A 20,530-nucleotide genomic window follows, 5' to 3' on the forward strand; every position below is an offset into this window, starting at 1 on the left:
CGCACATCAAGAGGTGGCCGTATTGCGGGGCGGGCCCCATGCGTTGTGGCTGGCTTATGCCGGTGCGGTCTGGCGACTGCATTGCGCCGCAGCCTGGTCGCACCGCAGATGCGCGATGAGCGGCTGCTGGTCGTCGCGCTGCCCCCATTGCTCGAAGTACACCAGGTCTTCCACGGGCAGGCGCGGAAGCCAGCCAGCGGTTTCCAGTTCGGGCTTGGCATGGAAGTGGCTGACATAGCCGACACACAGGTAGGCGATGGGGGTGATGCCCTTGGGAATACCCAGCGCCTGCTGCAGGTCGGCCTGGTGAAAGATGCTCACCCATCCCACCCCAAGCCCCTCGGCGCGCGCGGCGAGCCACAGGTTTTGCACGGCACAGACGCTGCTGTACAGGTCCATGGTTTTCATGTGGGTACGCCCTACCACCACCGGACCGGTGCGCTCGCGGTCGCACGTGATGCAGAGGCCGATGGGCGACTCCAGAATGCCCTCGAGCTTGAGACGCTGGTACACCGCGCGCTTGTCGCCCTCGAACATACCGGCCGCTTCGGCATGGGCCTTGGCGAAGGCATCATGCACCCGGCGCTTGGTGTCCTGCGATCGCACCACCAGGAAGTTCCATGGCTGCATGAAGCCTACGGAAGGCGCATAGTGCGCCGCGGTCAGGATGCGGCTGAGCACCTCGTCCGGTACCGGGGTGGGCAGAAACTGCCCGCGCACATCACGGCGTGAAAAGATGGTGCGGTAAATGGCGTCGCGGGCCTCTTGCGTAAAGGCGTGAACGCTTTGCGTGGCTTGCGCCTGCGCGGTATTCATGGCAGTCCCCTGTGCGTGAATAGGTCGCACGCTGCCTGGCCTTGCAGCGCGATGAACGTTCAGGCCGGTCTTCTGGCTTGGATTCATCTGACCCGCCGCGCCTTCCCGGCCTTGGCGGCCAGTGGCATTGAGCGGGGGTCATCTTCCTTACAGCGTTGGGCACGCGGCGGACTCCAACCGCCTTCCCGATTCTCCCTTTGCCTTGCGGCAGCGGGCACCTGAGGACGGGGATGATAACAACCGCAATTCAACCGCAGTTATCGTCCTTTACTGCGCAGCGAGGGCATCCAACGCCCCGGGCTCGAAGTGCCGTGCGATGCCGGCGGCCAGCCCCTCAAACACCGCATCCAGTGTCGGAGCATCGGCACCGAACAGTGCCCGCAGCACGGCTGCGTCCTCGAACAGGCCGTGCAGGTACAGGCCCAGCACATTGCCCCCGGGGTTCTGCCACGCCAACCCGGGCATGATTTCGCGCGCCACATCGCCGCTGGCTGCCATGGCCGGGTGCTGAGCAGTCTGGCCGTGGTGGATTTCATAGCCTTGCACAGCCACGCCGGCAAGATGCCGCCAGGCGCCTTGTACGGCGCCGAAGCACTGGCGCGTGGGCCGCACGGTCTTGGTGGCCTCGAAGCTCGTCACCAACGGCAGCAGGCCCAGGCCTGGGCCATTGCCGTCCACCCCCACGGTGTCGATCAACGCCTCGCCGAGCATCTGCAGTCCACCGCAGACTCCGAGCACACGGCCACCGCGTGCCGCATGGGCAGCAATCGCCGCGTCCAACCCCTGTGCGCGCAGCCAGGCCAGGTCAGCCGCCGTGGCCTTGCTGCCGGGCAGGACGATCCAGTCGGCGCCCTCCACATCCGCGGGGCTGCGCGCCCAGGACAGACGCACACCCGGCACATTTTTGAGCGGCTGGAATTCGTCCAGATTGCTGATGCGCGGATACGCCACCACGGCGATGCGCGTATGCACGGCACCCGCGGCGGTGGAGCGCATGTCGAACACGCCGTCCTCCTCGGGCAGGCCATGGTTCCACTGCATCGGAATGGTGGCGACGACGGGCACGCCGGTCTTGTCCTGCAGCATTTGCGGCGCTGGCGCCAGCAGTGCCTCGTCGCCACGGAACTTGTTGAGCACGAAGCCAGCGATGAGCGCGCGTTCTTCCTCGGGCAGCAACGCCCATGTGCCAAACAGGTGGGCAAAGGCGCCACCGCGGTCGATATCCGTCACCAGCAGGCAGCGCGCCTCAGCATGGCGCGCCACGCGCATGTTGACCACGTCGCTGGCGTGCAGATTGATCTCTGCCGGCGAGCCCGCGCCTTCGATGACCACCACGTCGTTCTCGGCCCGCAGTGCGTCCAGCGCCGCCGCGATCTGCGGCCACACACGCTGGCTGCGGCCGCGCCATGGCAGTTGCGAAAGCTCATCGCTCACCTGTCCCAGCAGCACCACCTGGCTCTTCGTGTCCGCTTCGGGCTTGAGCAGCAGCGGGTTCATGCGCACGTCGGGCACGGCCCGCGCTGCCAGCGCCTGGAAATACTGGGCACTGCCAATCTCGCCGAACTGGTCGCCCGGTGCAGCCACCACGCGCGCGTTGTTGCTCATGTTCTGCGCCTTGAAAGGCGCCACCTTCAGGCCCTGGTTGCTGTAGTAGCGGCACAGCGCGGTGGCCAGCCAGCTCTTGCCCGCGCCGCTGGTGGTGCCCAGCACCATGACGCAGCGCGCCGGCCCGGGTCGGGTCTTGTTCATTGCGATTCCTTGTAGAGGCGCCACGATACCTCCAGCGCCCGCTGCGACTGCGGTGGCAACACGCCCAGGCGCACATGCCCGGGCAGGCCAAACGAGGTGCAGTCGCGCAGCTTGACGCCGCGCGCGCGCAGCCATTGCAGGAAGGTCCCCACATCCTGCACCGGCGGACATGCCGTGAAGAAGTTGGCGAGACTGCCCGGCGCAACGGCCCAGCCCAGGGCCGCGCACAGCGCCAGTTGCGCGGCCTTCCATTCGCGCAGGGTCGCCAGCGATTGCGCGAGCCATGCCTGCGTATCCGGCCGGACCCAGGCCGCCAACAGGGCAACACCGTCGGCACCGACCGGCCAGGAGGCCGCCAGCGCCTGCACAGCGGCGACACTGCCATCGGCGACCGCGGCACTCGGCGCAATGGCATAGGCCGAGCGCACGCCGGTCAGGCCCAGCGCCTTGTTGGGCGTCCACATCTGCCAGGCGGCATCAGGCGCTACGGTGGCGGCTCCCTCCAGGCGCAGGGGTGCATAGGCGCAGTCCAGTATGCGCAACACGCCGACAGGGGCCGGGGCGCACCACGCCGTCAGTGCAGCATCGGTCGTTCCCAACGGGCTGGCGGGCTCGCACGCCCAGTGCAGCGCCGGTTCAGAAGAAGGTGTGTGGCGGCAGTCCAGCTCCCACACCTGGGCCGCGCAGGTGTAGTCGCCGTAGCCATGCGCGGGCACAACGACCTGGCGCACGCCGCTGCGTGCCGCGTGCGCGGTGATGCGATGAATGAACTCGCTGGCGCTGGCGGCGAGCACCACGCGCTGCACCGCCACGCCGTGGAACGTGGCGATCTGCGCGCGCAGCGCGGTGTAGGCCGGGTCGGGGTAGTGGGTGAAGTCACTCTGCCGGAGCGCCGCGATGGCCTGCGGACAAGGACCGCAGGCGTTGGCGTTGGTGGAGAAGTCATGCAGCGGCACGCCCAGCGCATCCGGGCCGCCGTGCTGTGGCGCATGGTCAGACATGGGTGTGCACTATAGCTATCAATAACAGAGCTGCTACCGCAAGCACCACAAGCGCTAGTGTAGTGTTGCATTCTGTTTGGAACTTAATCGGCTATTGGCGCGGATGACCTTTTGCAGGATGTCGCGAGCGTTCTTGGTCCAGATGAACGGCTTGGGGTTGGTGTTGTGATGCGCGATGTACTCATCGATGGCCGAGACGAGTTCGGGCACGCTGGTGAACACCCCGCGGCGTAGCCGGTTCTCGGAGATGTCGCGAAAGAAGCGCTCGACCATGTTCAGCCACGATGCCGAGGTCGGCGTGAAGTGCATGTTGAATCTGGGGTGCTTGGCCAGCCACTCCTGCACAGCTGGATGCTTGTGCGTGGCGTAGTTGTCGGCGATCAGATGCAGCGTCTTGTCCTTGGGCGTCTCCCGATTGATTTGACGCAGGAACTTCAGCCACTCGATGTGGGTGTGGCGCTGCTGGCACTGGCCGATGACCTGACCGTTGAGCACGTTGAGCGCAGCGAACAAGGTGGTTGTGCCGTTGCGCTTGTAGTCGTGCGTCATGGTGGCCGCGCGCCCCTTCTTGAGCGGCAGCCCGGGCTGCGTTCGGTCCAGCGCCTGCACCTGGCTCTTTTCGTCGCAGCACAGCACCAGCGCATGCTCGGGCGGCGACATGTAAAGCCCCACGATGTCTTCGAGCTTTTGCACGAACTGCGGATCGCGCGAGACCTTGAAGCCGCGCACGATGTGAGGCTTGAGACCGTGGGCCTGCCAATGGCGCATCACGGTGCTGGCGCTGACGCCCAACTCAGCGGCCATCGTGCGCGTGCTCCAGTGCGTGGCCGCCTCGGGCTTGGTCTGTGTGGTTAGCTTCACAAGCTTGGCCACATCCACCTTCACCGGCGGTGCGCCGCGCGGCAAGTCGCGCTCGATACCTTGCAGCCCCAATTGCAGGTAGCGTTCACGCCAGCGCGCCACCTGCACGCGCCCAATGCCAAGCTGCTCGGCAATATCCTTGTTTTGCAGCCCCTGCGCGGCCAGCAGCACGATCTGGGCGCGCTGGGCCAATCTGACGCTGGTGCGCTTGGAGCGCGCCAGCCGGCTCAGCTCGCTTTCCTCTTCATCCGTCAACACAATCGTCGGGGCAACTCGCAATTTTTCACTCCAATGCAAACCGTAGTAGAGCATTGGAGCGTGGTTGCTCAATTAAGTTTCATTAAGAATCAAACACTACACTAGCAGTGTTTTTGATGCCAAATGCACCGCACGCTGCGTGTCCGCGGCCTGGGGCGCACGCCCGGGGGCGTTCAACACGTACACACCTGGTTTGGACAGGCGCACCCCCAACGCCAGCGCCATCGCCCCCATGGGCCACCCGCCGTTGGGCGACGGCGTGAGACGCGACTGCGCGCGCAGATCAGTCAAGCGGGCGCCGTTGCCACGCGACACACCCCACAACAGCACCGCCGTGATGCGCGCGGGCAGCCAGGACAGCACATCGTCCGCACGCGCCGCCCACTTGCCCGCCCATTTCCAGTAGCGCCCACCGCGCATGCCGGGGTATCCCCACATCGCGTCGGCCGTATTGGCAAAGCGGTAAAGCGCCGCACCGGGCAGGCCCAGCAGCACGAACCAGAACAGCGGCGCAACCACGGAGTCGCTGAGATTCTCGGCCAGGGATTCAATGGCGCTCTCGCGCACGGCCGCCGCATCGAGCCCTTGCACATCACGGCTGACCAGCCAGGACAGTCGCTCGCGCCCCGCATCCAGCGACTGCGCCAGCGCATCTTCCACCGCCAGCACTTCCCCGCGCAGCATGCGCCAGGCCAGCAAAGGTTTCAGCAGCAATCCCACTACGAGCGCTGCACCCCAGACGGGAAGCAACGTGATGGCGACCCACTGCAAAGCGCCGGATACTATTAAAACGATAGCTGCCAGCGCGCACCAGACAAGCGCTGCAGCGCAAAAAGACCGTATATCCCGACCTGTGGCCTGCAGCGGCGCGATGCGCATACCGGCCCACCCCAGCGCCCGCCCCATCCACACGACGGGATGAAAGGCAGCGGGGGGCTCGCCCCAGCGGCCGTCGATGGCCAGCGCCAGCAGCAGGGCGCAAGCCAGGAGGAAAGGATCCAGAGTCCAGAGCGGCATGGGGCAAGCCTAACGTGAATACAAGCGATACACGGAAGCCGCGCGGTTCGCGCTAACTCATGCTTTGTCGGACACCGGATCTGCTGACCACACGTCTCAATGCGCCGTCTGTCGGCACTAACCCCCCGCTCATCCTTCGTTCCAAACACATGCAATGAATTCTGCCTAGCATGCCGGCATGCAACTCCCGCACGCACCTTCCAGACAGCACTGGCCTCAGACTGCCGAACGCGGTTTCACCGTCATCGAGCTGATGGTGGTGGTGACCATCATGGCCGTCCTTGCAGCGCTTGCTACGCCTAGTTTCACTCCGATCATTGAAGGATGGCGCGTGCGGCAGGCAGCCAACGGCCTGGAATCCACACTGTATTACGCGCGATCCGAGGCCATCAAGCGTGGCGGGGATATCACAGTCGTCGCAACAAGCGGCGCCGACTGGGCCACAGGCTGGTCAGTGTGTGCCGGCGCGTGTTCAGCAAGCACCACCTTGCAAACGTCCAATGCTCCCGATCGTGTCTCCGTCACGCCGGACCCTGCAGGGGGCACCATCACGCTAGACCGATGGGGGCGCATGAACAAAGGTGCGGGCGTGTCCACCTTCGGTTTTCGCCTGGTCCCCCAGGGCAAGCTCAGCAATGACTCCTCCGCTGCGTCCTTGTGCATTAACGGCGGAGCGGCCATCAAACGGCAGGCAACCGCCTGCTGACCCCATGTGAAGGCTCGATCGATGACGAGGTATCCACATGCCCTCCTTTCTCTTAGCAAAGCACACCCGCGACGCCAAAAGACTCAGGAACAAGGGATTCACAGCCGTCGAATTGATGGTCACCGTCGCTATCGTGGGCGTGCTTGCAGCCCTGGCGGCTCCCAGTTTCTCTGCGCTCATTGAGCGCTGGCGCATCACGCAGACCACCGACATGTTGAAGTCCACACTGCACTACGCCCGCTCGGAGGCCATCAAGCGCGGAGGAAACGTGCTCATCCAAAAGATTGCCAACAACACCAATGGCTGCACCACCGCGACCGGAAACGCCGACTGGGACTGCGGATGGTTCGTTTGCGAAGACACGAACGGCAATGGCACATGCAGTTCCACAGAGCCAGTGTTGCAGCGCTATGAGACTCCATCCAGGGTCCAGGTCACCCGCACGGGCGGTGGCACCGCCATCAAGCTCAATCGCTGGGGACTAGTGAATGGCACCTGGGTGGGTTTCAGCATCGTGCCACTCGATCAATCAGTCAGTCACCCTGCTGCCCGCGGCGTTTGCATGAGCGCAGGCGGACGTATTCGCACCATTCGATCGGAGGAACTTCCGTGCACGCCCTGACCCTCTCCGTCTCCTTCCGCCCCAGAAGCCAGCGCGGCATCACCCTGATTGAGTCTCTGGTCGCGATCGTGGTTGCTGCCCTGGGAATCCTGGGTGTCGTAGGTGTTCAGATGCGTACGCTCAGCGACACGCAAACCACTGTGCGTAGAGCTCAAGCCATCCGGCTCATCGAGGACCTGAGCGAACGGCTCAAGGTTCACCCCAACGCGCTCAACGCCGTCAACCCCACAGGCGGTGCGGCCGCCAGCTATGTGGCCGATAGCTGGGGGTCCGCATTGACTGCTCCCAGCGTGAACTGCACCACAGCCAAATGCACACCAGCCCAGCTGGCCGCCTACGACCTGTGGGCCTGGCGTACCTTGGTTCGCAACACTCTTCCCGCCGGAGACGGCGTGGTCTTTCTCACTAAAGGGGAAGATGGAGCTGCGGGCAACCAAAGGCAACTGGGAATCATGCTCCGTTGGCGGGAGAACGAGCGCCAAATCGACGGCACTGAGGAGGATAAAAAGAAATACAAGAACAACATTGATGCCAGCAAGCTTCAAAAGGCTGACGGCAGTTTCGTGAGTGGCACTGGCAAAACTACGCTGGACACCGGCTGTGGCGACGCCAGCTTTACCTGCCACCTTCAGTACATCCCCATCAGTGCACGTTGTGCCCCCGATATCTGGGCCGGCTCGACTTGGCACTTCTGTGCCGGGGCCTGACCCTCCAGGACGACATCACAAGGCTATTGGCATGACACGTTCTGCAGCACCTTTTCCGCAGCGCCAACGCGGCGTCACCCTCATCGAACTGCTCGTCGGTCTCATCATTGGTCTGCTCACCGTCGCCGTCGCAATGGGAGCGCTCATGGTCTCTCGCGGCGTCAGCGGCACAGTCAGTGACGCCAGCGAAATTCAGCAGCAAGGCTCCTACGCCATGCGCGTCATTGGCCAGCAAATCCGCCAAGCCGGTTCTCTCAAGTTGGATCTATTCCCCTCTGGAGCGATGGCGGGAGCAAGCGACACCTTGGAACATGTGGTGCCAGTCGCCCTCGAGGCGCGCACACCCCCAGGCAGCGACGCCGGCTGGGACCCAGCCACCGACACAGTCGGTTTCTACACGCCATCGGGCAAGCCCGGCGGTCCCATATTCGGCTTTGCGAGTTTCAAAGAGAAAGTCACCACGGGCACTGGCCCCAAAAATGAGGCCCATCAGGCATTCAATTGCCTAGGCCGCGCGGGAACCACAGTCACACGCAGCAACTTCCGGCTGCAAGACGGCGTGCTGCGCTGCGGCGACGGGGGCGCTGATGACGAGCCCATTGTTCGCAATGTGGCAGCCTTTCAGGTGCGCTACGTGATGCAGGACATCACGACCACCCCCGGCATCCCGCAAGTCGAATACGTGGCCAGCCACAGTGCAGTGGAATCAGCCACCAATGGATGGGCCAAGGTGCAGGCTGTAGAGGTTTGCCTGGAGTTGTACGGAAACGAGCCCATCGACCTTCCGGCGGGCAGTACCTATACAGGATGTTCCGGTCCCGTGGCCTACAGCACGCTCACGGGCGAACGGGCACGTCGCCTGCATCTCGCTTTCCGCAGCGTGTTCCAGTTGCGCGGCCAAGGCCAAACAGGCGCGGTGCTTTAACCAATGTCGGGGACGTTCACCATGCACCAGCGCATGCCTACACATCGACTCCCACGCAGCTCCCAAGGCGCGCAGCGCGGTGTCGCACTCTTCGTGGTCCTTGTTTTCGTCATGCTCTCCATGTTGCTGGCGCTGTGGGCGTCACGCACCTCGCTCTTCAACGAGCTGGTCGTGGGCAACGATGCAGACTACCAGCGCGCCATGGAAGCAGCCCAGGCGCTGCTGCAAGACGCGGAGCTGGACATTCGGGGAGAACGCGCAGATGGCACAGTGTGTACGGGCTCTGCGCCCGTATGCCGTCTGGGTTCGGTTGCCAAGATTCCCGTGGAGGCGAAAGACGTTGCAGAACTCCTCGCCACTCTCGAAGGCATAAATACCGGGCCGCGCTGCAAGGATGGCCTGTGCCTCAAGCGTACCGGCTACCAAGATTTCTGGAACGACAACGATGCCAACACCGGCCTTGCCGCAATGCAGGCCGTGGGCACGCGCTACGGCACCTACACCGGCGCCAAAGTGGGCAATGACGATTCACCCGCCAACCCCATTTTGCGAAATACGGCTACAGGCCAGGGCGGCTGGTATTGGATCGAAGTGCTGCCCTACCTGCCCGACGTTGCCAACGCCAACCTGATCGCAGGCATCGGCGCCAACTACCTGGCAGTGAACGTACAACCCAACGTCATCTACCGGATCACCGCCATGGCCCGAGGGCTCAAACGCAACACGCTGGTTGTTTTGCAGGAGACCTACGTGCGGCACCGACTTAAAGACTAAGAGCTATAGAAATAGGAGCTGTTAGCGCTTGACAGACAAGCCCTACAGCCAGATTTCAGTACTATTTTCAACGGAGAACGCCATGCCTTTCCATGCAAGCGCCCGCCGCCATTTTCGACAAACACCACTGGCCGTTTTGATTGGCGCCGCTCTCTCGTCGCAGAGCGCGCTGGCCGCGTTGGATTTTGCGCAGGCCCCGCCCGGTACGGTGGAGCCTTATGTTGCACCGAACGTAATCATCTCTATCGATGATTCAGGCAGTATGAATTTTCGGTTGGACAAGGAATCTGCTACAGGCGCCACGGATAACGTCACTCCTACCAATGGTTCGTGGCTCAGTACTGATCGCCGTATGAACGTATTGAAATATGCACTCAAGCAAGTTTTCAACGACACAAGCTTGCTGCCAGACGGAAAGATTCGACTGGCTTGGCAAGTAATGCACAACAATGGGGATGCACCAGACGCCAAAAACGTGGACTCCGACACCATGAAGACAAACTCTATGCGAGTGCTGAAGGGAAGCCACCGAGACAACTTCATTAGCTTCATCAACAGTCTGAGGCCCAATAACGGAACGCCAACCCATAAAATGTTCAAACAAGCCGATGACTATATGCGTCGGGAACTGGGCATAAACAGCCCCTGGGCGTCAGAGCCCGGAGTGAAGGATAAGCCTTACCTGGGTTGTCGACGCAATTACCACATTGTGATGACTGATGGGCGATGGAACAGTTATTCTGACACCTACCAGACAGGGAACTTGGACGGAGCTTCCTCCACCGAATTGCCCGATGGCACCAAATATGGCTCAGCCACGGACCAAAAAGACTACACAAAACTCTACCGCGACGAAACGGAAAATACTCTCGCCGATTGGGCATTCAAGAGCTGGTCAGATCCCCTTCAACCCAGTGGTCTGACAGGTCAAATATTCCCCCCCAGCGAGTACGACCGAGCTCCAGCGACCGAACTGATTGGTGGTGTGAACCTGCCAAAATATTGGAATCCCGCATTTGACCCTGCCAACTGGCCGCACATGGTGACTTACACCATCGGCTTCAGCGCGATGGCCTATACGTGGAAAACCGATTTCTCGGATGCAAAATACAACATCACCCGTCCGACCACAATGGTCCCGTTCGGCTACGACGGCGACTTTCCCAACTTGGTGAATGGGACCAAGACTTGGCCAAATATGTCCAATGAAGATAGGCGTTCGCTAGATTTGTGGCACGCTGCACTCAACGGTCGCGGCCGGTTTTATGCCGTTGAGCGCGGGGAAGATCTGGAAAAAGCCTTTCGTGAAATCGTCAAGCAAATCAACGCCCAAACAGAGCCAGACCGAGGCTCCACCGCCACCAGCGGTAGCAATGCATCACAAAACGACGTTGGCATTTTCACAGCAAGCTACGTGCCCAAGGAAGGCTGGCGTGGTGCCGTCTCAGCCGAAACCTTCAAAAGCGACGATGGTTCCACGGAACAAGCCTGGGAAGGCAAGACCACTGCAGACAAGCTTGATGACCCATCGTTCAATGTTTCCAATCGCCTGGTGCTTACTTGGAGCGACGCGATTCGCAGTGGAAGTACCAAGGAAATCGGGGGCACATCCTTCGAATGGGACAGCCTCAGCGAGGCTCAGCAAACCCTCCTCAAAGCAACCGGAGCAGATGGAGGGCCCTCAGGGACTACAGGGGAAAGCGATGCCAACCGTATAGCCTATTTGCGGGGAGATCGCACCCTCGAATGCCCCAGCACAGGTTGCACAGCGGACAAACCTTTCCGTAAACGATGGAGCCGCCAAGGCAGCATCGTGAACTCCGAGGTCTGGTACGTAGGCGCTCCTGTGAGCAACTACGCGCTAGATGGGTACGCAGCGTTCACCCGCACGTGGGCCAAGCGCGAGCCCATGCTGTATGTAGGTGGAAATGATGGGATGCTGCACGGGTTCACAGCGAAGGATGGAACGGAACGCCTCGCCTATGTCCCGCGCGGCGTGATGCGTGACCTTCCCAAGCTCACCAATCCGTCGTTCAACGACAACCATCAATATTTCGTTGATGGCTCGCCGATGACAGGCGACGTATTCGATGGTGCCTGGAAAACACTCTTGGTAGGTACCCTTGGAGCCGGGGGACGAGGCTACTTCGTTCTGGACGTGACGAACCCTGGCACCACCGATGGCGGTGCCAGCAGCTTCACCAAGGCCAATGCCAGCAACTTGGTAGTGATGGACAAAACGCTGCCGGCCAGTACGACACCGGTGAAAAATGATGCCATCAACGATCTGGGACACATCTTTGCCAAACCGGTGCTGGATGATGCCAACCCCCAACGCACCACGCAAATCGTGCGGCTGAACAACGACCGCTGGGCTGTCGTTATGGGCAATGGCTATAACAGTGCTAATGGACGGCCGGTTCTGTTGATCCAGTACCTTGATGGCGACAAGGAACTTCTGCGCATCCCGGCGGTAGCAACGGACAGCGGAAACGGCCTTTCAGCTCCTCGGCTCGTAGACATCAGTGGTGATGGCAAGCCCGATGTCGTATACGCAGGGGACCTTAAGGGCAACCTTTGGAAGTTCCTCATCAACACGGAAGATTCAAGCAGTTGGGGTGTCGCCAGTTGGGAAGGCAAACCTGCCGGCACGCCACTGTTCATTGCGAATCGAGGCATTGGCCACTCTGCCAACACGAACAGTTCCACCCGGCAATCCATTACCGCTGCCCCCTCGGTACGGGTGAACGACCGCACCAAGACCGTCACCGAAGGCGGTGTGGACAAGACTCTGCCTGTGGGAGGGATGATGGTCGCCTTTGGCACGGGCCGGAACATCACCAAGCTCGACCAGGCTGAGTTGCAGCAGCAGACTTTGTACTCCGTCCTGGACAACACCCGTTACGTCCGCGAGATGACGGGTACCGCACCCAATGAAAAACCCACCGGACGGATCAACGTCTGCACGACCACCTCCGGTGTCTGCGGTGAACTGGTCAAGTCCAGTGCCGATCTGCCCCGTGCCGTATCGCAAGAGCAAGACGAACTGGTCCAGACCACGGTACCCAGTACTGTGGCGCAGACCCGCGGCGATGGGCGGCAGTTCTGGAAAGTGAACGCCACTACCATCAACTGGGCGGAAAAGAAGGGCTGGTTCATGGACTTCCCGCTGACGCGCGAGCGCCTGCTCAAGCCGATGCAGTTCTATGACGGCAGCAATCTGCTTGTGGTCCCGTCACAAATCCCCGCAAAGGGCTCTCGTCTGGATCCCTCTGTCGAAAGCTGTGAAGGGGGTGCCGTGGACAAGGAAACCCAGTATGTGACCTTCATCAACATCATGGATGGCCAAGCACCGCGCGTGCCTATCATTGATGGCCCCACTGGACTGGCACGCTATAGCATGCCGCCTGGGGCTCTGACGATGATCACGAAGGACAATCGCATCCACATGCGAGGCCGGCAGCCTAAGCCGGGCGGAACGGGTTCCGACCTCGTCGAGGAGAAGATGCGCCGCATGCCCGAAATGTCCCTGCGCCCCAACTGGCGGCAGCTCAAGTAAAACGCATGGATCGCGGGGCAGTTGTTTCTCTCGTGAGGGAGGTCGGCTCACTGCCTCGCATGTGTTCTGACTGGACGATGAAGACATGAAATACCAGCACCGAGGTTTTACTCTGATCGAGCTGATGATCGTGGTGGCGATCGTCGGCATTCTCTCGGCCATTGCCTACCCTAGCTATTCCGAGTATGTGCGCCGTGGTCACCGGGCAGATGCACGCGCGGGGCTGTTGCAGGCACAGCAGTGGTTGGAGCGTGCATCGACAGCAACAGGGGTGTATCCAACTACACCTGACGGAGGTACCACACTGCCAAATTCGCTCCAGTGGCGTCTTGCAGATGGCACCGCTGATCCCACTAAACGCTACACAATTGGATTTACCACAGATGCCGCATTTAATACCCCGCCGCGCTGTCCAAGGAGCAACAATGGTTGTTTTACCCTGATCGCTACTCCCAACGCAAATGGACCACAGGCTAACGACAAATGTGGCAGTTATCTTTTGACGCACACAGGACGGCAAGGCAACAATAATCTCGGCTCAGGCACCACCTCTGCCGAATGCTGGCGTAAATAACACCGCATTGCCTTCTCAGCGGGGTGATGACTAAATTGCCACACATCGACCAAGCGCTTGGGCTCGCTGCCCAGGCGCTTTTTCTTTCCAATCCCAACCCCCGCGTGGGATGCGTCATCACCGACGTTAACGGCAACATGCTGGGCCAGGGCTTTACCCAGCGCGCAGGGGCACCCCATGCCGAGGTGATGGCTTTGCGTGACGCAGCCGCGCGGGGATGCGACGTGCGCGGCGCCACCGCATACGTCACGCTGGAGCCGTGCGCACACCAGGGGCGCACCGGCCCCTGTTGCGATGCGCTCATTCAGGCCGGGATTGCACGCGTAGTGGCATCCATCGCCGACCCCAATCCGCTGGTGGCGGGTCAAGGGTTCGCGCGGCTGAGGGCTGCGGGAGTGCAGGTGGAGGTGGGCCCCGGCGGTACGCAATCACGCGAACTGAATATCGGCTTCTTCAGCCGCATGGTGCGCGGCATCCCCTGGGTGCGCATGAAGGCCGCGGCCTCGCTCGATGGCGTGACCGCATTGGCCAATGGCACCAGCCAATGGATCACATCCCCGGCGGCCCGTGCCGACGGGCATGCCTGGCGTGCCCGCGCCTGCGCCGTGTTGACAGGCGTCGGCACCGTGTTGGCGGATGATCCGCGCCTGGATGTGCGGGAGATCGCCACCCCACGCCAGCCGCATCTGGTGATTGTCGACAGCCTGCTGCAGACGCCTGCGAATGCCCGGCTGTTCGACGTTGCCGACCGGCGTGTACTGATCTACACCGCCCGGCCAGATGCCGCTGGCGCCGCGGCGCTGCGGGCACGCGGCGCCACGGTCATCGAACTGCCCAATGACCAGGGCAAGGTGGATCTGCCCGCCCTGTTGCGCGACCTGGCCCGCGAAGGCGTGAATGAACTGCACCTGGAGGCCGGTCACAAGCTCAACGGCTCCTTCCTGCGGGAAGGGCTCGTGGATGAGTTGCTGCTCTATCTGGCCCCGATCATGCTAGGCCAGGGAGCCCAGGGCCTGTCCAACTGGGGGCCGTTGCAGACGCTGGCCGACGGGATTCCGATGCAATTCCAAGCCGTGCAGCAGGTGGGGCCCGATCTACGGGTGGTGGCCCGCATCGCGGGGCGCGCGGACTTCTGAATCCCGCCCTGCGCAGTCCAGGCGATGCACCACACGCCCGCGTGCTTGCATGCCGTTGTCCGACAGTCGCGCTGCCGAGTTTCGCGCTATACCCCTGTCGTCACCTCACCTTATTGCGTTCGATGTCCTTCATAGACCTGCTCCGCCACCTTCGCCATCGCACCTGGTCGCGCTGGCCGATCATGGCTTTGCTGGTCCTGTCCTTCGGCGGTTGCGGTGGGTTGCCCAAGGATGTGGACCGGCCCGTGTCCATGGCGTTGGACACGGCGGGCGAGCCTACGGAGTTAGCCACCATGGTGCAACAGCTGCGCCAGAAGGCAGGCGCCCGCCATGCGTCAGGATTCTCCCTCTTGAGCGGCCCGCAGGAGGCCTATGGCAGCCGGCTCGCGCTGGTGCAGTCGGCCCAAAAGACGTTGGACCTGCAGTACTACGCCATCCATGCCGATGCCAGCTCCGCGCACCTGCTGCGCAGCGTGGTGAACGCGGCGCGGCGTGGCGTACGCGTGCGCATCCTGCTCGATGACTTTCACAGCACGGGGCGCAACGCGCTGGTCATGCGCATGGCGTTCGAGCCCAACATCGAGATGCGCATGTTCAACCCGGTGGCGGGTCCCCGCGCATCGTTCCTGGGCCGGATGTGGGGCGCGGTCAGCGATTTTTCGCGTGTGCAGCAGCGCATGCACAACAAGCTGTTCCTGGCCGACAACATGATGGGCGTAACCGGAGGGCGCAACCTGGGCGACGCGTACTTCGGCAAGGCAGAGGCCGAGAATTTTGTTGACCTGGACGTGCTGGCCGTCGGCCCCATCGTGGCCGACATGTCGCGCAGTTTTGACAGCTACTGGAACAACCCGCGCGCCTATCCCGTGCAGTCGCTCGTCAGCCGAGAAGAGCTGGACCGTTTGCGTGCGCAGGTGCGCAGCAGTGGCGAGAAGGCAGGCGCGCAAGCCGGCTCGCCCGGCTCCACCACCCCTGCAGACCGCCCCAGCGCCTCATCGCCCCAGTGGGACACGCAGCCCATGGACCTGCGCACCGTCGATTTCATATGGGCGCCCGCCGCCATGCTGGTGGACGAGCCGACCAAGATTCCGCTGGAGGGTGACGAACCGCCACCATCGGCCGCGATACGCGCGGGCACAACGCCGGGCGCCCATCCGGAAGCCAGCGACACGCCCCAGGCACCGCCGGCGCCCGCTGCGCCCGTCTCCAGCGGGGACACGGTGGTGGACGGGCTGCTCACCCTCATGGACCGTACACGGCGCGAGCTGCTCATCATCTCACCCTACTTCGTTCCAGGCGACGACATGAAGCGCGCCTTTGCACGTGCGCGCCAGCGCGGCGTGCGTGTGCGGTTGCTCACCAATTCGCTAGCGTCCAATGACGCGCCCATTGCCCACGTGGGCTATGCCCGCCACCGCAAAGACCTGTTGGCCATGGGTGTGGAGCTGTACGAACTGCGCAGCGAGCAGGCCGGCCTGCGCTCGGCCTTTGGCAGTTCGGGCGCCAGCGCGGCGGGGGCTTCGCGCTCCATGCTGCATTCGAAGGTCATGGTCGTGGACGGCCGCATGGTGGTGGTCGGCTCCATGAACCTGGATCTGCGCTCCCAGTTGCACAACACCGAGATCGCCCTGCTGATTCGCAGCCGCGCCCTGGCCGCCGAAGCTGCGCAGCAGATCGACACCGCCATGCGCGAGGGGGCGTGGCACCTGCAACGCAGCGCCGACGGTGACCTGGTCTGGCGCGCGCCGCAGGGCAGCGGCCTGGAGGATACGCACACCGACCCCGACAGCAGCCTGGCCTTGCGGCTGTTGCTCAAGCTGCTGGGGCCGCTGGCGCCCGACCACCTGCTGTGACAGATGCCCCAGCGCAGACGCGCGCCACCCACGCGGTAATGGCCTGCTGGTCGGTCATCACGCGCACCTCGTCGAACGCCGCCTGCGCCTGCGGGTAACGGCGGCGCAGCAGGTTCAGCCACTGCTTGAGCCGGCCGGCGCGCTGGCGCGGCTCCAGGTCTTCGCACACCAGATGCCAGAAGCGCGCCATGTGCGGCAGCAGGTCTTCCCAGGGCAGGCCCAGTGCAGGCGCACCGCGGTCGTGCGCGCGGATAGACAGTGCCAGGCCCGGGTCTGCCACGATGCCGCGGCCCAGCATAAGAGCGTCGCAGCCCGACACGCTGCGGCACCGCAGTGCGTCCTGCACGGTCCAGATCTCGCCGTTGGCCACCACCGGAATGCCCACCGCCTCGCGAATCGCGGGGATCTGCTCCCAGTACGCGGGCGGGCGGTAGCCGTCGGCCTTCGTGCGCGCATGCACCACCAGCTCGCAGGCGCCGCCGCGTGCCATGGCCTGCGCGCATTCACGCGCCAGGCCTGCATCGTCGTAGCCCAGGCGCATCTTGGCGGACACCGGTACATGCGCGGGCACGGCGCGGCGCACCGCCTCCACCACCGCCGCGATGCGCTCGGGCTCGCGCAACAGGGCCGCGCCACCCCCATGGCGGTTCACCGTCTTGGCGGGGCAACCGAAATTCAGGTCAATGCCTTCCGGACCCAGCTCTGCCAGCCGGGCCGCGTTCTCGGCCATGCTGACCGGGTCCGATCCCAGCAGCTGCGCCCGCACGGGCACCCCTGCCAGCGTGCGGCCGCCGTGGTTCAGCTCGGGTATGTAACGCAGGAACACCTTGTCCGGCAGCAGGCTGCCGGTGATGCGGATGAACTCGGACACGCACCGGTCCACGCCGCCCACCCGGGTGAGCACGTCACGCAACACGAAGTCCAAAAGCCCCTCCATCGGGGCCAGCAATAGGGTCATGACAGCTGGGCGGGCACGCTAAAAAATATGATTCAAAACAGCCTCCAACGCCTGTGCAGAAAGCGCCAGCAGCTATCAATACTGTAGTCAAAAAGCACTCCGCCCGCACGCTCAATGGCGCCGACGCTGGGCAGGGTCATCGTTACGTAACAGGCCAGCGGTGTAATCCGGCCATTTGGCCGCTCTGTGTGGCCGCTTTCAATACTCCCATGCTGCAGAAAACCGACAAGGCACGCCAGGAACTCTCGCCGGGTGTTCGCACCCTGAGCCTGCGCGAGCGTTCGTTGCTGCTGATGGCCGATGGCCGACCCATCGAATCCTTGCAGGCCATGTACAACGGCATGGGCGCGCAAATTGTGCAAGGGCTGATCCACCAGGGCTACTTGGCCTTCAGCACTGCGCATGCTCCGGCGCCAGCAGTTGCATCGGCTGCGATAACGGCTCCAGCTCCAGCGCCTGCCCCAGCAACTGCACACGCCCTCACATCAGGCGCTGAACCCGTCAGCCAGAGCGATGAGAGCGCCAGCGCAGCCGACATACCGGCGCCCAGCGCGACCCGCTCGCTGGCTGGCACGCGCATGTATCTGTTTGATATCAACGAACGCATGTTTGCGCGCCGCAATGCCGACCTGGCACGCGAGTTTCACGAGGCACTGCGCAATGCCCGTGACCGCGACAGCATGCTGGAGGTCGGCGAAGCACTGCTGGATGAAATCACGAACCTGGCCGGCCATGACCGCGCCGCCAGCGTGCGCGAGCGTCTGGTGCAGTTACTGCCTTGAATGGGTGTGCTGGCGTGGCACCGCATAGCGGTCAGGCCGCGGCCGCAAAGCTGCTTGCCATGCCGCAGCCCCGCCCTGTCAGTTGATGGGCCGCTTGAGGCGCACTTCCTCGATCTTCACGCCGCCGACCACAGCGGTCTTGGCGGTCGTCATCTCGCGCTTGAAGCCGGCAAGTTCATGAAAGCGCAGGGCACGCTCATTGCGCAGCGGCACCCAGGCCGTCACGGTGGTGCAGCCCTCTTCGTGCAGGCCCTCGCGCGCGGCGTCCCACAGGGCCACGCCCACACCCTTGTTCCAATGCGAGGGGGCCGCGTAGATGGCCCAGATTTCACCGGTGGTGTTGCGCGTCTTTTCATCACGCGAGCGGTCGAAGCCGACGAAACCGACGATCTTGTCGCCGTCCACGGCCACCTGGACCTGGGGCTCGCAATACTCGATCGCCTCGCGCCAGTAGGCTTGGCGCTTCTCGACGGACGACATGGACTTCAACTGATCGTCAGGCAGCAGCCCTCGGTAAGCTTCCAACGCGGCGGAGGTATGAACCTGGGCAATGGCTTTGGCATCGCGAAGGGTGGCGGGACGAACCTGGATACTGGACATGGGAAAACGAAAGCAGGTGAAAAGCGAAAAACCCAGCATTTTCGCGCAAATGCCGCTTCGCCTCTCATACCCCGCAGTTTCCACCTTGCCAACCCCGCCATTGCACGCAAACGCGGCCATCTGTGGCATAGCGCACATGCCACGGCCACGCCGCGCTACATCAGGCGGCGCAGCAGCGCCATCACCTGGTCGAAACGCGCGCCATAGGGCGGGTATAGCAGGTGTCCCAGCGACCAGCGCGACTGCGCCAGCACCGACTTCTGGTGGCAAAAGCGCAGAAAGCCCGCCTCGCCATGGTAGGCGCCCCAGCCGCTGTCGCCCACGCCGCCAAAAGGCAGCGCGTCGTGCGCGATGTGCATCAGCGTGTCGTTCACCGAGACGCCGCCGCTCACGGTGCGCCGCAGCACATCGTCGCGCACCGCCTCGCTGCGCCCGAACCAATACAGCGCCAACGGACGCGGGTGCGCGTTGATGTGGGCAATGGCATCGTCCAGGCGCTCGTAGCTGAGCACGGGCAGCACGGGCCCGAAGATCTCTTCCTGCATGAGCTGCATGTTCGGGCTGGCACCGAACACCAGCGTTGGCGCCATCTGCCGCCCTACCCCGTCGCCGATACCCGGAGGCGGTGGCGGGGGCGAGCCAGGCACGGGTTGCAGCACGTGTACCTCCGCCCCTTGCGTCTGGGCCTGCTGCAGCATGGTGCGCAGCCGCGCGAGGTGGCGCGTGCTGATGATGGAGGCGTAATCCGGGTTGCCCTCGAAGTACGGAAACAGCCGCGCCACCGCCACGCGGAACGCCTCGGCAAAGGCCGCCTCGTTGCCACGCGGCAGCAGCACGTAGTCGGGTGCGATGCAGGTCTGGCCCGCGTTGAGCAGCTTGCCATGGGCGATCTTGAGCGCTGCCTCCTGCATGTCGCAGTCCGCATCGATGATGCACGGCGACTTGCCGCCCAGCTCCAGCGTGGTCGGCGTGAGGTTGGCCGCCGCCGCCTGCGCCACCTTGCGCCCCACGGCGGTGGAGCCGGTGAACACCAGATGGTCGAACGGCAGCGATGCCACGAGCGCGGCCGTGGCCGCGTCGCCCTGCACCACGCAGAACTCTTCGGGCGCGAAGAACTGTGCCACCAGCGCGGCCAGTTGGGCCGACGTGTGGGGCGTGAGCTCACTCGGCTTGAGCATCACCCGGTTGCCCGCGGCCAGCGCACCAATGGCCGGCCCCAGCGCCAGCTGCACCGGGTAGTTCCACGGCGAGATGATGCCCACCACGCCCAGCGGCTGACGCTCTATCCAGCCACGCGCTGGCTGCAGGAACAGCGGCGTGCGCACCTTGGTGCGCCGACTCCAACGCGCCAGATGCCTGAGCGTGTGCCCCAGTTCCGCGCGCAGCACGAAAAGGTCGGCCACCTCCGTCAGGCGCTGTGAGCGCATGCCAAAGTCCGCCTGCACCGCCGCTGCCAGCACCGGCCCATGTTCGTCCAGCATCTTGGACAGCCGCAGCAAGCGCTCTCGACGCACCATCAAGGGCACATCGGGGTGGGCGCGGCTGGCTTGGCGCTGGAGGTCGAACAGGTGGCGGATGTCATCAGGGCTCATGCCGTGCATGATAGGGCTCGCCACCCCACCGCCAGACCGA

The 20,530-nt window shown here is 63.4% G+C and carries 18 protein-coding genes and 1 riboswitch; of the genes, 10 read left to right on the plus strand and 8 right to left on the minus strand.

The window, feature by feature from the left end; genetic code table 11:
* Nucleotides 1-54: 54 nt before the first annotated feature.
* From bluB to cbiB, 5 genes are all read right to left on the minus strand, one after another.
* Entirely contained in the window at nt 55-816 is a 762-nt protein-coding gene (gene bluB / locus HND92_RS13930) for a 5,6-dimethylbenzimidazole synthase (RefSeq protein ID WP_047349473.1), read from the minus strand.
* 44 nt (nt 817-860) lie between these two features.
* Nucleotides 861-1,053, minus strand: a riboswitch (cobalamin riboswitch).
* A 30-nt stretch (nt 1,054-1,083) separates the two neighbouring features.
* Nucleotides 1,084-2,565 (minus strand): cobyric acid synthase, encoded by a 1,482-nt coding sequence (locus tag HND92_RS13935; protein ID WP_172207836.1) that lies wholly within the window; start codon nt 2,563-2,565, stop codon nt 1,084-1,086.
* Nucleotides 2,562-3,566, minus strand: a complete 1,005-nt coding sequence (locus HND92_RS13940; RefSeq protein ID WP_172207846.1) for an aminotransferase class I/II-fold pyridoxal phosphate-dependent enzyme — start codon at nt 3,564-3,566, stop codon at nt 2,562-2,564. Before HND92_RS13940 ends, HND92_RS13935 begins: the two co-directional genes overlap by 4 nt.
* Nucleotides 3,567-3,620: 54 nt before the next feature.
* On the minus strand, nt 3,621-4,739 hold the full coding sequence (locus tag HND92_RS13945; RefSeq protein WP_231403305.1) for an IS630 family transposase: 1,119 nt from the start codon (nt 4,737-4,739) through the stop codon (nt 3,621-3,623).
* A gap of 42 nt (nt 4,740-4,781) precedes the next feature.
* Nucleotides 4,782-5,702 carry an adenosylcobinamide-phosphate synthase CbiB gene (gene cbiB / locus HND92_RS13950; RefSeq protein ID WP_172207857.1) on the minus strand — a complete coding sequence of 307 codons (921 nt, stop codon included), beginning with the start codon at nt 5,700-5,702 and terminating at the stop codon, nt 4,782-4,784.
* A 178-nt stretch (nt 5,703-5,880) separates the two neighbouring features.
* On the opposite strand from cbiB, the gene HND92_RS13955 reads away from it, so the two are divergent.
* From HND92_RS13955 to HND92_RS13995, 9 genes are all read left to right on the plus strand, one after another.
* Nucleotides 5,881-6,408: a GspH/FimT family pseudopilin gene (locus HND92_RS13955; protein ID WP_011806303.1), complete on the plus strand. Its 528-nt coding sequence runs from the start codon at nt 5,881-5,883 to the stop codon at nt 6,406-6,408.
* A gap of 37 nt (nt 6,409-6,445) precedes the next feature.
* Nucleotides 6,446-7,030 carry a GspH/FimT family pseudopilin gene (locus HND92_RS13960; RefSeq protein WP_011806304.1) on the plus strand — a complete coding sequence of 195 codons (585 nt, stop codon included), beginning with the start codon at nt 6,446-6,448 and terminating at the stop codon, nt 7,028-7,030.
* On the plus strand, nt 7,027-7,737 hold the full coding sequence (gene pilV / locus HND92_RS13965; protein ID WP_172209334.1) for a type IV pilus modification protein PilV: 711 nt from the start codon (nt 7,027-7,029) through the stop codon (nt 7,735-7,737). Before HND92_RS13960 ends, pilV begins: the two co-directional genes overlap by 4 nt.
* A 31-nt stretch (nt 7,738-7,768) precedes the next feature.
* Entirely contained in the window at nt 7,769-8,662 is an 894-nt protein-coding gene (locus tag HND92_RS13970) for a PilW family protein (RefSeq protein ID WP_172207860.1), read from the plus strand.
* 21 nt (nt 8,663-8,683) lie between these two features.
* Nucleotides 8,684-9,436 (plus strand): PilX N-terminal domain-containing pilus assembly protein, encoded by a 753-nt coding sequence (locus HND92_RS13975; RefSeq protein ID WP_172207863.1) that lies wholly within the window; start codon nt 8,684-8,686, stop codon nt 9,434-9,436.
* A gap of 82 nt (nt 9,437-9,518) precedes the next feature.
* The gene (locus tag HND92_RS13980) at nt 9,519-12,995 is read left to right on the plus strand and encodes a pilus assembly protein (RefSeq protein WP_172209336.1); all 3,477 of its coding nucleotides are present in this window, start codon (nt 9,519-9,521) and stop codon (nt 12,993-12,995) included.
* 85 nt (nt 12,996-13,080) lie between these two features.
* The gene (locus HND92_RS13985) at nt 13,081-13,569 is read left to right on the plus strand and encodes a type IV pilin protein (protein WP_011806310.1); all 489 of its coding nucleotides are present in this window, start codon (nt 13,081-13,083) and stop codon (nt 13,567-13,569) included.
* A gap of 26 nt (nt 13,570-13,595) precedes the next feature.
* Complete coding sequence (gene ribD, locus HND92_RS13990) at nt 13,596-14,705, plus strand: bifunctional diaminohydroxyphosphoribosylaminopyrimidine deaminase/5-amino-6-(5-phosphoribosylamino)uracil reductase RibD (RefSeq protein ID WP_172207867.1); 1,110 nt, start codon at nt 13,596-13,598, stop codon at nt 14,703-14,705.
* 122 nt (nt 14,706-14,827) lie between these two features.
* A complete protein-coding gene (locus HND92_RS13995; RefSeq protein ID WP_172207871.1) occupies nt 14,828-16,558 on the plus strand; it encodes a phosphatidylserine/phosphatidylglycerophosphate/cardiolipin synthase family protein in 1,731 nt (576 codons plus the stop codon).
* On the opposite strand, the gene HND92_RS14000 is transcribed toward HND92_RS13995, so the two are convergent.
* A complete protein-coding gene (locus HND92_RS14000) occupies nt 16,518-17,516 on the minus strand; it encodes a tRNA-dihydrouridine synthase (RefSeq protein ID WP_172207875.1) in 999 nt (332 codons plus the stop codon). The genes HND92_RS13995 and HND92_RS14000 overlap by 41 nt on opposite strands.
* A 209-nt stretch (nt 17,517-17,725) precedes the next feature.
* On the opposite strand from HND92_RS14000, the gene HND92_RS14010 reads away from it, so the two are divergent.
* Nucleotides 17,726-18,298 carry a hypothetical protein gene (locus tag HND92_RS14010; protein ID WP_172207878.1) on the plus strand — a complete coding sequence of 191 codons (573 nt, stop codon included), beginning with the start codon at nt 17,726-17,728 and terminating at the stop codon, nt 18,296-18,298.
* A gap of 78 nt (nt 18,299-18,376) precedes the next feature.
* On the opposite strand, the gene HND92_RS14015 is transcribed toward HND92_RS14010, so the two are convergent.
* Nucleotides 18,377-18,898 carry a GNAT family N-acetyltransferase gene (locus tag HND92_RS14015; protein ID WP_047349507.1) on the minus strand — a complete coding sequence of 174 codons (522 nt, stop codon included), beginning with the start codon at nt 18,896-18,898 and terminating at the stop codon, nt 18,377-18,379.
* 155 nt (nt 18,899-19,053) lie between these two features.
* Complete coding sequence (locus tag HND92_RS14020; RefSeq protein WP_172207880.1) at nt 19,054-20,490, minus strand: coniferyl aldehyde dehydrogenase; 1,437 nt, start codon at nt 20,488-20,490, stop codon at nt 19,054-19,056.
* Between the last annotated feature and the right edge of the window lie 40 nt (nt 20,491-20,530).

The sequence above is a fragment of the Diaphorobacter sp. JS3050 genome (genome assembly GCF_013154915.1).
GTDB classification, from domain to species: domain Bacteria; phylum Pseudomonadota; class Gammaproteobacteria; order Burkholderiales; family Burkholderiaceae_C; genus Diaphorobacter; species Diaphorobacter nitroreducens.

Excerpts from the sequence above, each read along its gene's own strand:
- bluB (WP_047349473.1), bottom strand. The coding sequence starts at position 816 with ATGAATACCGCGCAGGCGCAAGCCACGCAAAGCGTTCACGCCTTTACG.
- HND92_RS13935 (WP_172207836.1), bottom strand. The coding sequence starts at position 2,565 with ATGAACAAGACCCGACCCGGGCCGGCGCGCTGCGTCATGGTGCTGGGC.
- HND92_RS13940 (WP_172207846.1), bottom strand. The coding sequence starts at position 3,566 with ATGTCTGACCATGCGCCACAGCACGGCGGCCCGGATGCGCTGGGCGTG.
- HND92_RS13945 (WP_231403305.1), bottom strand. The coding sequence starts at position 4,739 with ATGCTCTACTACGGTTTGCATTGGAGTGAAAAATTGCGAGTTGCCCCG.
- cbiB (WP_172207857.1), bottom strand. The coding sequence starts at position 5,702 with ATGCCGCTCTGGACTCTGGATCCTTTCCTCCTGGCTTGCGCCCTGCTG.
- HND92_RS13955 (WP_011806303.1), top strand. The coding sequence starts at position 5,881 with ATGCAACTCCCGCACGCACCTTCCAGACAGCACTGGCCTCAGACTGCC.
- HND92_RS13960 (WP_011806304.1), top strand. The coding sequence starts at position 6,446 with ATGCCCTCCTTTCTCTTAGCAAAGCACACCCGCGACGCCAAAAGACTC.
- HND92_RS13970 (WP_172207860.1), top strand. The coding sequence starts at position 7,769 with ATGACACGTTCTGCAGCACCTTTTCCGCAGCGCCAACGCGGCGTCACC.
- HND92_RS13975 (WP_172207863.1), top strand. The coding sequence starts at position 8,684 with ATGCACCAGCGCATGCCTACACATCGACTCCCACGCAGCTCCCAAGGC.
- HND92_RS13980 (WP_172209336.1), top strand. The coding sequence starts at position 9,519 with ATGCCTTTCCATGCAAGCGCCCGCCGCCATTTTCGACAAACACCACTG.
- HND92_RS13985 (WP_011806310.1), top strand. The coding sequence starts at position 13,081 with ATGAAATACCAGCACCGAGGTTTTACTCTGATCGAGCTGATGATCGTG.
- ribD (WP_172207867.1), top strand. The coding sequence starts at position 13,596 with ATGACTAAATTGCCACACATCGACCAAGCGCTTGGGCTCGCTGCCCAG.
- HND92_RS13995 (WP_172207871.1), top strand. The coding sequence starts at position 14,828 with ATGTCCTTCATAGACCTGCTCCGCCACCTTCGCCATCGCACCTGGTCG.
- HND92_RS14000 (WP_172207875.1), bottom strand. The coding sequence starts at position 17,516 with ATGACCCTATTGCTGGCCCCGATGGAGGGGCTTTTGGACTTCGTGTTG.
- HND92_RS14010 (WP_172207878.1), top strand. The coding sequence starts at position 17,726 with ATGCTGCAGAAAACCGACAAGGCACGCCAGGAACTCTCGCCGGGTGTT.
- HND92_RS14015 (WP_047349507.1), bottom strand. The coding sequence starts at position 18,898 with ATGTCCAGTATCCAGGTTCGTCCCGCCACCCTTCGCGATGCCAAAGCC.
- HND92_RS14020 (WP_172207880.1), bottom strand. The coding sequence starts at position 20,490 with ATGAGCCCTGATGACATCCGCCACCTGTTCGACCTCCAGCGCCAAGCC.